General features: G+C 40.4%; 10 protein-coding genes and 1 pseudogene. All 11 read left to right on the top strand.

Annotated elements, in window-relative coordinates:
- The first annotated feature begins 15 nt into the window (after nucleotides 1-15).
- Complete coding sequence (gene ligA, locus H9564_RS01515) at nucleotides 16-2,058, top strand: NAD-dependent DNA ligase LigA (RefSeq protein WP_191683810.1); 2,043 nt, start codon at nucleotides 16-18, stop codon at nucleotides 2,056-2,058.
- Between the two features lie 3 nt (nucleotides 2,059-2,061).
- The gene (locus tag H9564_RS01510) at nucleotides 2,062-3,177 is read left to right on the top strand and encodes a CamS family sex pheromone protein (RefSeq protein WP_191683809.1); all 1,116 of its coding nucleotides are present in this window, start codon (nucleotides 2,062-2,064) and stop codon (nucleotides 3,175-3,177) included.
- Between the two features lie 394 nt (nucleotides 3,178-3,571).
- A complete protein-coding gene (gene gatC, locus H9564_RS01505) occupies nucleotides 3,572-3,889 on the top strand; it encodes an Asp-tRNA(Asn)/Glu-tRNA(Gln) amidotransferase subunit GatC (protein WP_191683808.1) in 318 nt (105 codons plus the stop codon).
- The gene (gatA, locus tag H9564_RS01500; protein WP_191683807.1) at nucleotides 3,889-5,361 is read left to right on the top strand and encodes an Asp-tRNA(Asn)/Glu-tRNA(Gln) amidotransferase subunit GatA; all 1,473 of its coding nucleotides are present in this window, start codon (nucleotides 3,889-3,891) and stop codon (nucleotides 5,359-5,361) included. The genes gatC and gatA overlap by 1 nt, the downstream gene beginning before the upstream one ends.
- Before the next feature lies 1 nt (nucleotide 5,362).
- Nucleotides 5,363-6,787 carry an Asp-tRNA(Asn)/Glu-tRNA(Gln) amidotransferase subunit GatB gene (gene gatB, locus H9564_RS01495; RefSeq protein WP_191683806.1) on the top strand — a complete coding sequence of 475 codons (1,425 nt, stop codon included), beginning with the start codon at nucleotides 5,363-5,365 and terminating at the stop codon, nucleotides 6,785-6,787.
- A gap of 9 nt (nucleotides 6,788-6,796) precedes the next feature.
- Nucleotides 6,797-7,819 carry a diacylglycerol kinase gene (locus tag H9564_RS01490; protein WP_191683805.1) on the top strand — a complete coding sequence of 341 codons (1,023 nt, stop codon included), beginning with the start codon at nucleotides 6,797-6,799 and terminating at the stop codon, nucleotides 7,817-7,819.
- Nucleotides 7,820-7,914: 95 nt separating this feature from the next.
- On the top strand, nucleotides 7,915-9,291 hold the full coding sequence (gene rlmD, locus H9564_RS01485) for a 23S rRNA (uracil(1939)-C(5))-methyltransferase RlmD (RefSeq protein ID WP_191683804.1): 1,377 nt from the start codon (nucleotides 7,915-7,917) through the stop codon (nucleotides 9,289-9,291).
- A 338-nt stretch (nucleotides 9,292-9,629) separates the two neighbouring features.
- Nucleotides 9,630-10,187: pseudogene (locus H9564_RS09085) on the top strand (hypothetical protein).
- Between the two features lie 224 nt (nucleotides 10,188-10,411).
- The gene (locus H9564_RS01470; protein ID WP_191683803.1) at nucleotides 10,412-12,304 is read left to right on the top strand and encodes a heavy metal translocating P-type ATPase; all 1,893 of its coding nucleotides are present in this window, start codon (nucleotides 10,412-10,414) and stop codon (nucleotides 12,302-12,304) included.
- A gap of 33 nt (nucleotides 12,305-12,337) precedes the next feature.
- Entirely contained in the window at nucleotides 12,338-12,568 is a 231-nt protein-coding gene (locus H9564_RS01465) for a heavy-metal-associated domain-containing protein (protein WP_004897838.1), read from the top strand.
- Entirely contained in the window at nucleotides 12,568-13,113 is a 546-nt protein-coding gene (locus tag H9564_RS01460; RefSeq protein WP_191683802.1) for a DNA-binding protein, read from the top strand. Before H9564_RS01465 ends, H9564_RS01460 begins: the two co-directional genes overlap by 1 nt.
- Nucleotides 13,114-13,115 lie beyond the last annotated feature (2 nt).

Here is a 13,115-nt window from a genome sequence, read left to right as displayed (position 1 = left end):
AGTGAGGCCAATAAAATGGATAATCAATTAACCTCAGTGGAACAATTAACGTTGGACCAAGCCAAAAAAGAAATTGGCCCATTACGTGATCAGATTACTCAATGGGGAAAGGAATATTACGAACAAGATAATCCAACTGTTGAAGATTACGTTTATGATCGGCAATACCAACGACTTGTGCAGATTGAACAACGTTTTCCTGAGCTTCAAACAACTGATTCGCCAACACAACGGGTCGGTGGTGAGGTAGAAAGCCAATTAACAAAAGTTCGTCACGAAATTCCGATGTTATCAATGGGGGATGTTTTCTCCATTGAAGAATTGATGGACTTTAACCAACGGCAACAGGAAAACCGTGATGTTGATGTTGAACCAGAATATAACCTGGAACTAAAAATTGATGGTCTTTCATTATCCCTCGTTTATGAGAACGGAAAGCTAGTTCAGGGCTCTACTCGGGGAAATGGGAATATCGGTGAGGACGTTACCGAGAACGTTAAGACGATTAAGTCCGTTCCTCAAGTATTACCCGAGCCACTTTCCGTTGAATTTCGGGGAGAATGTTACATGCCTAAAGAATCGTTCGCCAAATTGAATGCTCAACGGGAAGCCGATGGGCAACCAGTCTTTGCCAATCCCCGGAATGCGGCAGCTGGTAGTTTACGGCAGTTAGATCCGAAGGTAACGGCTAAGCGTGACTTAGATACATTTATGTACTATGTTCCGGAATACCAAAAAATTGGTGTTACAACCCAAGCTGAAGCGTTAGATAAAATGCGTGAACTTGGCTTTAAGGTTAATCCAAATAATCGGGTTGTTCATAACCGGCAAGAAATTGAAGATTACATTAAAGAATATACAGCTAAGCGCGATCAGCTAGCTTATGGAATTGATGGAATTGTTGAAAAGGTTAACGATCTTGAAACTGAAGAGGCACTTGGTAATACTGTTAAGGTTCCTCGTTGGGAGATCGCTTATAAGTTCCCACCAGAAGAGCAGGCAACGGTTGTTCGGGACATTGAATGGACAGTTGGCCGGACCGGAAACGTTACGCCAACAGCAGTGATGGATCCAGTTCAACTAGCTGGAACAACAGTAAGTCGGGCTTCCCTTCATAATCCAGATTATTTGAAGGAAAAGGACGTTCGGTTAGGCGATACGGTATACCTTCATAAAGCTGGTGATATCATTCCAGAAATCTCTAAGGTAGATTTGAGGAAGCGACCAGCAGATAGTAAACCATATCAAATTCCGACAAAGTGTCCAGCATGTGGCTCAGAGCTTGTTCACCTTGATGATGAGGTGGCACTTCGTTGTATTAACCCAATGTGCCCAGCACAAATTAAAGAAGGGTTAGCTCACTTTGCATCACGAAATGCGATGGATATTGGGGGATTAGGCCCGAAGATTATTGAGCAACTATGGGATAAAAAGTTAATCCATGATGTTGCTGGACTTTACGCATTAACTGAAGACCAATTATTAACTTTAGATAAATTTGGCGAAAAATCAGCGACAAACCTATTGACTTCGATCAATAATAGTCGTAATAATTCTGTCGAACGTCTTTTATTTGGCCTTGGTATTCGCCATGTTGGCGCCAAAGCTGCTCGGCTAATTATGGCCCAATTTGGTAATTTGGATCGATTGATGGCTGCAAGTGCAGAAGAAGTTTCAGCAGTTGATGGGATCGGCCCCACAATTGGTGAAAGTGTTGAAACTTATTTTGCTAATGAACAGGTTCGGTCGTTAATCGAAGAGCTTCGTCAATCAGGACTTAACTTTGAATATCTTGGTTCAACTACTTCAGTTGATGAATCAAGTGAATGGAATGGTAAGCGAGTTGTCTTAACCGGAAAGTTGGTAGAGATGACTCGTGGAGAAGCTAAGAAATGGCTTGAGGCACACGGAGCTAAGGTCACAGGGAGCGTTTCTAAAAAGACAGATATTGTCATTGCCGGTGAAAAAGCAGGAAGTAAACTTACCAAGGCTCAAGACTTAGGTATTGATGTCTGGGATGAACAACGCTTTAGTCAGGCAATGAAGGAGGAACAATAAACGTTGAAGAGTAAACTAAAAAAAGTAACCGTTGGGGTTGCCCTCTTGATGTCAACGCTAGTTTTGGCTTCATGCGGTTTCGGTCATAAATCATCAAAAAACTACAGTACCACTGGTTCTTTGAGTGGGACTTATCAGGGAGTCATTAAGGGCGGCCATTATAAAACCAGTAAGGCACGAGGAGTTAATGTTACCCAAAACAGTAATCCTTACAACCTTAAAAGCTTTGAAAGTGGGCTAACCCAAGTTTCAAAGCGGGTTTTCTCAACGAAAAACTACATTTTCCAAGAAGGCCAGTACCTTGATACTAGTACAATTGAAAATTGGCTAGGTCGGAAGAGTAAGAGCAATCCAGAAGGACTTAACCCTGCTCAGGGGAAGAAGAGTGATCCTAATCCCGAATATATCCAACAAATTGAAGAACAGGATTACATGCAAGAGAGCGGTAATTCAATGAAACTTCATGGTGTTACTATCGGGATTGGAATTAATTCCGAATATAATTACCAAAAGAAGACTGATGGACCAAACTTCACCAAGAAGATCAGTGACGAGGAAGTTAAGCGTCAAGGTGAGATTGCTGCCCAGAAGGTCTTAACTCGGTTGCGGAAAAAGAAAGCATTACGGAATGTTCCAATTGTGATTGCTTTGTACAAGCAGGCACCCGATGATAGTCTTGTTGGTGGAAGTTTCTTTGCTTACAGCAAGAATAATGGTAATAAGATTAGTAGTTGGCATAAGCTGAATTACCGGACTGCAGTATTACCAAAGGCTAACGGTACTGATCAGGAAACAAAGTCTGATCAGGCTGATAATGATAGTTTCTCAAACTTCAAGAGCCAAGTTCAGAGTTTCTTCCCGAACCTTAGTGGGGTAACAGCTCAGGCACAGTACAATGGTGATTCATTAACTGGTTTGCATATTACGATTACTACGCAGTTCTATAGTCAAACTGAAATCACCAGTTTTACTCAATATATTGCTCGCGCTGCAAGAAAGTACCTTCCAAGTGGGATTCCAATTGATATCAAGATTCAATCTAGTTCCGAAATGCAGGCTGTTGTCTACCGTAATTCCGGCTCTGATAAATTCCAAACCCACGTCTTTGATTCGTATTAAAGTAGAGTGCGAGCCCGTTAAAAACTTCCGGTGGCTAACGATTTCTCCACTGAACGGCGAATTTGTCGTCGGAGGTGGAGGTCGTTAGCTTGAGGAAGTTTAGGGCGAACAGATCTCGACTATGTAAATTAGAAAGTGTGCGGTCACGGCGAGCAGATCTTAGCTCGGTTGCCTAGGAATTTAGCTCTAGCAAGTTCCTGGCGAGCATTTCATAGCTGCATAATAAAAGAAAGTGTTTCATAACCTGAAGTTTCATTTCTTCGTAGATTATGAGACACTTTCTTTTCATTCAATATTTAAGAACGAATAGTGAAAACCACTAGTATTCTGTGCTAAAATTATAAAATGTATGTACTATATTTAAGCCATAATTACTGGAAAAGAGGTAGAGAGAATGGCCAGTAAGATCACTGAGCAACAAGTAGAACACGTTGCTGAACTTGCTAAGTTAGAATTCAAAGATGAAGAACTTACCAAGTTTACCACTCAATTAGGAAGCATTATTGATATGTTTGAAGACCTCACTAATGTTGATACTGATGGTGTTGAACCAATGACTTCAGCTTCAGATCGGGAAAACGTTATGCGTGAGGATAAGGCAGTTAAGAGTTCAAAAGAAGAGACGGATGCACTGCTTAATAACGCTCCTGATACTGATGATGGGTACATTAAGGTTCCTGCAATCATCGATGAAAGTGAGGACGGCGAATAATGGATTTCTATCAAACCGATTTAAGCCAGTTACACGATGATTTAAAGAATAAAAAGATCAGTGCAACTGAATTAACGAAGGAAACCTTTGATCACATCAAGGAAAATGAAGACCAAGTAAAGGCCTTCATCACCTTAAATGAAGATGCAGCAATGAAGAAGGCTGCTGAAATTGATCAACAAGGAATTAACGATGATCAACTAACTGCTGGGATTCCATTGGCAGTTAAGGATAACATCTTAACTAAGGGTTTGAAGACTACTGCAGCTTCAAAGATGTTGGAAAACTTCAACCCCGTTTATGATGCAACGGTTGTGGAAAAGTTAAATAATAACGGTTTTATTAATGTTGGGAAGACTAACCTGGATGAATTTGCAATGGGTTCATCAACCGAAAACTCTGCATTCTTCACAACACATAACCCTTGGGACCTTACCCGAGTTCCTGGTGGTTCTTCAGGTGGTTCTGCTGCAGCAGTTGCAGCTGGAGATGTCCTTGGTGCTCTTGGTACTGATACTGGTGGTTCAATTCGGATGCCAGCATCATTTAATGGAATTGTCGGCATGAAGCCAACGTATGGTCGTGTATCTCGTTGGGGAATCATTGCCTTTGGTTCAAGCTTTGACCAAGTTGGTTGGCTTACCCGGACCGTTAAGGATAATGCATTGTTGACCCAAATGATTAGTGGTAATGATGAACATGATATGACTTCATCAATGAAGGAAGTTCCTAACTGGGCTGCTCAATTGAATGATGACACTAATGTTAAGGGTTTGCGGATTGCTGTTCCTAAGGAATACTTCGAAGGAATTAACGATGATGTTCATGAAGTAATCAAGAATGCCCTTGATCATCTTGAATCATTTGGTGCAATTATTGACGAAGTTTCATTACCACACACTAAGTACGGTGTGCCTGCATACTACATTTTAGCTTCATCTGAAGCTTCCTCAAACCTTCAACGGTATGATGGAATTCGCTATGGCTTCCGTGCTAAGGATGTTAAGAATATTGAAGACGTCTACGTTCGTTCACGGACTGAAGGATTTAGTGAAGAAGTTAAGCGCCGGATTATGTTGGGAACCTTCTCCCTTTCAGCAGGGTTCTACGATGCTTACTTCAACAAGGCCGCTAAGGTTCGTCGCTTAATTGCCCAAGACTTTGAAAACGTCTTTAAGGATCATGATGTTATTCTTGGTGCTACTGGTGCTTCAACTGCATTTAAGATTGGTGCCGAGATTGATGATCCGCAAACCATGTATATGAATGATGTTTTAACTGTTCCTGTAAACATGGCTGGTCTTCCTGCAATGTCTGTCCCAGCCGGCTTCTCTTCTAAGAACGGAATGCCTGTTGGTTTACAGATCATCGGAAAGCCATTTGATGAACAAACGGTTTACAACACTGCTTATGTCTTTGAACAAACAACTGATGTTCACAAGAAGGCACCTAAGTTAGGAGGTCAAAACTAAGATGAACTTTGAAACAACGATTGGGCTAGAAGTCCACGTCGAATTGAAGACGAATTCTAAAATTTATAGTCCATCACCAGTAGAATACGGTGACCAACCTAACAGAAATACTAATGTGATCGATTGGGGATACCCTGGTGTTCTGCCAACCTTGAACAAGGGTGTTGTCCGTGATGGAATCATGGCTGGATTGGCACTTCATGCTCAAATTGCCCGTCACATGCACTTTGACCGGAAGAACTACTTCTACCCAGATAACCCAAAGGCTTACCAAATTACTCAATCTGAAACTCCAATTGCTCATGATGGTTGGATTGAAATTGAAGTTGACGGGAAGAAGAAAAAGATCGGGATCAAGGAAATGCACATTGAAGAAGATGCTGGTAAGAACACCCATACCAGTAAGTACTCATATGTTGACTTGAACCGTCAAGGAACACCTTTGATCGAAATTGTTTCTAAGCCTGATATTGCTTCTCCTGAAGAAGCGGTTGCTTACTTGGAAGCTCTTCGTCAACGGATCCAATTTACTGGAATTTCTGACGTGAAGATGGAAGAAGGTTCTATGCGTGTTGATACCAACATTTCCATCCGTCCTGTTGGTTCGGATAAGTTTGGTACCAAGACTGAAATGAAGAACATCAACTCCTTCAACTACGTCCGGAAAGCATTGGAATTTGAACAGAAGCGGCACCAAAATGTCCTGCTTTCAGGTGGTCACATTGCCCAAGAAACACGGCGTTACGATGAAGCAACTGGTGAAACAATCTCAATGCGGACTAAGGAAGGTTCTGATGATTACCGTTACTTCCCAGAGCCAGATATTCCTGATTTAAATGTTGATCAAGCATGGATTGATGAAATTAATTCTGAAATGCCTGAAATGCCAGGTGAACGTCGTGCGCACTACGTTAACGATCTTGGTTTGACAGATTACGATGCCATGGTTTTGACCCAGACTAAGGAAATGTCTGACTTCTTTGAAGAAGCTGTTAAGGACGGTGGCGATCCAAAGCGGGTTGCTAACTACTTGATGAACGATGTTAACTCCTACTTGAATGATAAGCAGGTTGATTTACCAGATACCAAGTTGACTCCAGCTAACCTTGCTGGAATGGTTAAGTTGATTGAAGATGGTACCATTTCATCCAAGATGGCTAAGAAGGTCTTCAAGGGAATCCTTAATGGTGAAGAACCACAGGCTTACGCTAAGGAACACGGCTTGGTTCAATTATCTGATCCTGCTCAATTGCAACCAATCGTTGATGATGTTCTGGCAAACAACGAACAGTCAATCGAAGACTTTAAGAATGGTAAGGACCGGGCTGTTGGTTACTTGATGGGACAAATCATGAAGCAAACTCGTGGTAAGGCCAACCCACAAGTTGTTACGAAGTTGTTGATGAAGTCATTGAATGCTAAGTAGTTTGGAGGGATGAGCGTGCGAAAACGTGCTCGGATAATTTATAATCCTACATCTGGTCGGGAAACATTCCGCAGTGATCTTGTGGATATTCTTTCAATCTATGAAAAAGCAGGTTATGAAACCAGTGCTTTCGCAACTACACCTGCGCCGGACTCAGCTAAAAACGAAGCAACTCGGGCAGCTAAGGAAGGCTTCGACTTGATTGTCGCTGCTGGTGGTGATGGAACCCTCAACGAAGTAATTAACGGAATTGCAGGGCTCGAACACCGACCAACCTTAGCTATTATCCCTGCCGGAACGACCAATGATTATGCGCGGGCATTGCGGATCCCCCGTGATGATCCGATTGCGGCAGCTAAGTTAATTTTGAAGAAGAACAAGAAATTCAAGATTGATATTGGTAAGGCCGGCAAGAATTACTTCATGAACATTGCTGCTGGGGGAACGATGACAGAATTAACCTATGAAGTTCCTTCCCAAATGAAGTCACTCTTTGGTTACGCTGCTTACTTTGCCAAGGGTGCCGAATTAATTCCGCGGATTAAGCCAATTGAAATGCAAATTAAGTATGACGATCAGGAATACCGGGGAAACGCAACGATGTTTATGATTGCTTTGACAAATTCAGTTGGTGGCTTTGAACAAATTGTTCCCGATGCTTCTCTTGATGACGGAAAGTTTACCATGATCATTGTGAAGAAGAGTAACATGATTGATATGCTGAGTTTGATGGCCAAAGCATTGCAAGGAAAGCATTTGGACGATCCACGGATTATCTATGCCAAGGCAACTGATATTGAAGTGATTCCGCTAAACAAGGATGACCGCTTGATGGTTAACCTTGATGGGGAATACGGTGGCGATGCACCAATGGAATTCCATGATTTGAAACAACATATCGAAGTTGTTGCTAACTTGGATGAGATTCCGGATGATGCAATCACAGTTTCCGATGATTTTAAGCGGGTTGAAAAAGACTTCGTAAAGAGTGTCGATGACATTCAGGATCAAGAAAAAGAGCAAAATAAATAGGTAATATTTGAGGCTTGGAAATTAAATCGTTTTTCCAAGTCTCTTATTGTTATAATAGGGAAAGTTTGTAGCGTGAAATATATGGAGGAATAATCTTGAAATTAAACATTCCAGTACATAAAAATGAAGAATACCCTGCCAAGGTAGTTGATTTAACTTATGAGGGCAACGGGGTCGTTAAAATTGACGATTTTCCGGTATTTGTTCCAAACGCCTTGCCTAGTGAAGAGATTACGGTGCGGATTACGAAGGTTGCAAGTCATTTTGCCTGGGGTCGGGTGATGGATTGGCAAACAAAGAGTCCGGATCGGGTTGATGTTAAGGATAAGAAGTACATTCAAACGGGGATTGCTCCGCTCGGTCACTTGAAATATGATGCTCAATTAAAGTTCAAGCAACACCAAATTGCGGAATTACTTGAAAAAGCTCACTTGGATGATATTAAGGTATTGCCAACAATGGGGATGGACCAGCCATACCACTACCGGAATAAGGCCCAGGTACCGGTAAAGATGATCCACGGTAAGTTAGAGACTGGCTTCTACAAGCGGGGAAGTCATAATCTCGTGCCAATTGAAGATTTCTATATTCAAGATCCCAAGATTGACCAAGCAATTGTAGTTGTTCGGGACTTGTTACGGAAATACCACATCCAACCATATGATGAACGAACCGGAAAGGGCGTTATCCGGACAGTGATGGTCCGTCGTGGTTACTACAGTCATGAAGTGATGGTCGTTTTAGTAACCAATACCAAGCGTCTGCCGATGGAAAAACAGATTGTGGAAGGAATTATTGCTGGTGTTCCCGAAGTAAAGAGCATCGTGCAAAACATTAACGATAAGAAGACCAACCGTCTCCTTGGTGAGAAGAACAAGACTTTGTGGGGGGCCGATGAAATCCATGATCAGCTTCTTGGCATTGACTTTGCGATTTCGCCATTATCCTTCTATCAGGTTAACCCACAACAAACAGAGCGCTTATACCAAACGGCAATCGACAATGCTGGCTTAGATGGTAGTCAAACTGTCATTGATGCTTACTGTGGGATTGGAACAATCTCCCTTGCCGTGGCTAAGCACGCTAAGCAGGTTTATGGGGTTGAAATCGTTCCGGCCGCAATTGATGATGCTAAGTATAATGCTAAGCGGAATGGTATCAAGAATGCTAAGTTTGTTGTCGGCAAGGCAGAAGAACAGTTTGCTAAATGGCAGGAAGCAGGATTAAAGCCAGATGTTGTCATCGTTGATCCGCCACGGAAGGGCCTTGCTGAATCATTAATTGAAGCAACCGGTAAAATGGCACCGAAGAAGGTTATCTACGTTAGTTGTAACCCCGCTACCTTGGTGCGTGATATTCAACGTTTCAGTGAACAAGGTTACCATGTTGTCAAGCAGATTCAGCCAGTGGACCAGTTCCCACAGACGACACATGTGGAATCCGTAACCGTCCTTGAGCGCACAGATAAATAGCCTGTAAACGCTGGTATGCCGGCATTCTTGATAGATGAAAAGTGTGCTAATTCCTCTTTTGGTGATTGGAATTAGTACACTTTTTGCTTATTGAGCTAGAGGGTCGAGTGGACAACGTGCTGGATTTTTAGGTTGTGTAGATAAGTGTCCGTTTTGGGGAGGTGAGTTGGTTAAGTTGATGAGAGAAGCAGTAATGGTTGACATGACGATAAGATAATGGATGTTAATTATTAAAGATATTTATAATCAAAGATTTAATTTATTGATTCTAATCAATTTTTGTAAAATGCTTTTATGCTAGATTTATATCGCAATAGTCAAATGGAAGGATGAGAAATATGGTTGATTATATTGCAAAAATTAAACCAATAAATGCGGATAAAATTGAAACACAGGCGCATGGAATAGCAACATTTAGTGAAAATGGTAATAGCCTTCATATTCATGTGGAAATGTTTGATACGCCTGCCAATATTGAACATTGGGAACATTTCCATTGATTTCCAGATGGGAAACAAGCTCATGTTCCGACGCTAATGCAGGACGTGAATCATGATGGTTTTATTGATTTACCTGAAACAGAGGCAGTATCTGGGACAACGATGGTTCCTTTTGATGATGTACCACAAGAAATGAACATTCCCCATGGATGGCTACCCGGTTGCAGATAAATACGGTCATTATGAATATGATAAGGATGTCCCATTAAAAGATTTACAAGCAAAATTTAAGCAAGCATTTGGTAGTGAGGATCTTCAATTAGATAACGAGTAGTTTATGTTCACGGCGTACCAGCGGATCTTAAATTACCATCTAGCGTTGCCGGTAATGTTATGAGTTATGATGCACATATAACTTTGCCAATTACTGCTGGAGAGATTAAATTGGCACATTAATTTTTATAGAACTGAAATTTGAAAACCAGAGTCTATGCTTTTTGCATGGTTTCTAGTCTTTTTTTGTATATTCTCTCTTTTATTAAACGAAATTTACACGATAAAACTGTGATTTTTTGCTTAAAAGATAAATATAAAAAGACACTAGTATCTTGATAACAGTCAAGTCACCTAAATTGTTTTTTACCTATGATATGTAGTGTCAAGAAAGGGAGAGGTGAAAAATGATTAAGTTACAACAATTTTTTATGAGGTACAAAAAGCAGCTTTTGCTTGTTAATACTATTCTGCTGTTGCTTGCTGAAGGATCTAAATGGCTATTGCACATGAATTTACCATACCAGGCTTTAATGCTTATTGTGGGAATTGTCGGAGTGCTTCCAATTGTTTTGACGGCTATTTCATCTTTAAGGGTTAAATTAATTTCTATTGATGTTTTAGTATCGCTGGCGGTAATCGGTGCCTTCATTATTGGTGAATTTAATGAAGCAGCCATTGTTACTTGGCTATTCATGTTAGGAGATGTACTGGAAGAATTAACCCTAAAGAAAACGCGGTCAGCCGTCGCTGATTTAACCAAAATGGCACCACAGACTGCGTTAGTTGTTCAAGATGATGGCTCAACTGAGAAAGAAGACGTCGATTTTATTGATCCTGGTGAGAAGATTTTAGTTAAAACTGGTGATCAGGTTCCAGTCGATGGCAAGGTTATTTCAGGTTCTGGTTATCTTAATGAAGCCAGTGTTAACGGTGAATCTAAATTAGTTAATAAAAAAGCCGGTAATGAAGTATATGCAGGAACTATCCTTGAAAACGGTACATTGACTGTCGAAACTACCGCAGTCGGTGAAGATACGACTTTCGGTAAAATTATCGAAATAGTTGAAGAAGCACAAGATACAAAGTCACATACAGAAAAGTTAATTAACCGGTTTTCCAAATATTACACTCCCACCGTACTTATAATTGCAATCGTTGTAGGTTTAATTACTAAAGACCTTAGGCTGGCTATTACAGTTATGGTGCTGGGTTGCCCAGGTGCTTTAGTTATTGGTGTGCCAGTATCTACAGTTGCTGGTATCGGTAATGGTGCTAAAAATGGCATTATGTTTAAAGGGTCGCAAGTGATGGACCAAACTCATCGGATTGATGAAATTGCTTTTGATAAAACCGGCACTTTGACTGTTGGACATCCAGAAGTTAGTGCAATTGAGGTATTAAATGGTCCAAAAGATGAAATTATTAAATTAGCTGCTCAAATTGAGCGTCAAAGTAACCACCCCTTAGCTCAGGCAATTGCCAAATTAAATAAACAAAAGCCAGCTTCAATTAAAGTGGAAACTGTTAAGGGTAAGGGAATCATCGCTACTTTAAATAATCAAAAATATTATTTAGGTAACCAAAAATTAATTGTTGAAAATACTCGTGCAAATGCAAAATTGGGTGAAACAATTGATCATTTGAGTCAATTAGGTAATTCAATTGTCACTTTTGCCAATGAGGACCAAAGTCAATTAGCTGTTTTTGGCATTAAAGACCAATTGCGCCCAGAAGCTAATGATGCTTTAACCCACTTAAAAGAATTAGGGGTTAAGAAGCTAGTGATGCTTTCTGGAGACAATCAAGAAACTGCTGAACGAATTGCGGCGAAGTTGCCAATCGATGAAGTTCATGGTCAAATGTTGCCACAAGACAAGGCTGCTTTTGTTAAAAAAGAAAGAGCTAAGGGACACCATATTGCTTTTATTGGTGATGGGATCAATGATAGTCCGGCCTTAGCTAATGCTAATGTTGCAATTGCTGTTAGTAGTGGAGCGGATGTTGCCATTGAAGTTTCAGACATAGTTTTAGTTAAAAATGACTTGCGAAAGATCGCTTATGCCCTTGGATTATCCAAGAAGACAATTTTGAACATGAATGAAAATATCGTGATGGCTTTACTGACAGTCTTATTGTTGTTCATCGGTTTGTTTGCGGGTTATGTTGAAATGGCAAGTGGGATGTTTATTCATGAATTTAGCATCTTAATTGTTATCTTGAACGGGATGAGATTAATCAAATTTCAACAAAAATTGACGATCATCAAGTTTATAATCAACAAAACAAAGTATCATTAGATATGTAAATTAATAAGGAAGGGGAGTTTAATCATGGAAAAAGTAATGATGAAATTATCTGGCATGACCTGTCCTTCATGCTTAAGCAAAATTGAAAGGGCGGTTGGTAGTTTGGATGGAACCGACCAAATCAAAGTTTTATTCAATGCAGGAAAGCTAAAATTTACGTTGGATCCTGATAAGACTAAAACTGTTGACGTCAAGACAGCTATTGAAAAAATGGGTTATGAAGTACAAGAAATTAAGGAAAAGGAGCTTAACTGATGAATGCAGAAGAAAAATACCAGGCGGAATTGAAGCAAAGCGACCTTGATCACCATCAGCCAACTGCAGCTGCCATGACTGGTCACATTATTTCTAACTTGTTAATCCATTCTTTAAAGATTAACCAAGCTAACTTATTTGCTAAAGGATCTGCTAGTCTTTTTTTGGCCGAAAAAGCTGCTGGTTGGATTGCTTATGAACTTCAGGAACTTGACCAATTGAATCACTTATTGGTTAATAATGGTGAAAGTATTCCAACAATTACAGCTCAATTTAAGGAATATACTATGCTAGAAGAAGATGGCAGTAGTAAATATTTATCAGGTGATAAGCAACTGTTTGGCTTGGTAAAAGATTTTGATACGCAAACGCTCTTCATTACTAAGGCAATTACTTTAGCTAACAATGAAAGTTGGCTAGAATTATCTGCTAATTTAACTAATTTAATGGCTTGGATTAAGGAGCAAATTCGGATAACTCAAGACTTCTTAGGTCATGAACTAAAAGAAGGATTGTATGTCGAAGATGACGATGATGACTTTTAATT

Source organism: Limosilactobacillus avistercoris, assembly GCF_014836425.1.
Classification (GTDB): domain Bacteria; phylum Bacillota; class Bacilli; order Lactobacillales; family Lactobacillaceae; genus Limosilactobacillus; species Limosilactobacillus agrestimuris.
The sequence above is the reverse complement of the archived record's forward strand: the minus strand, read 5'-3'. Positions and strand labels throughout refer to the sequence as shown.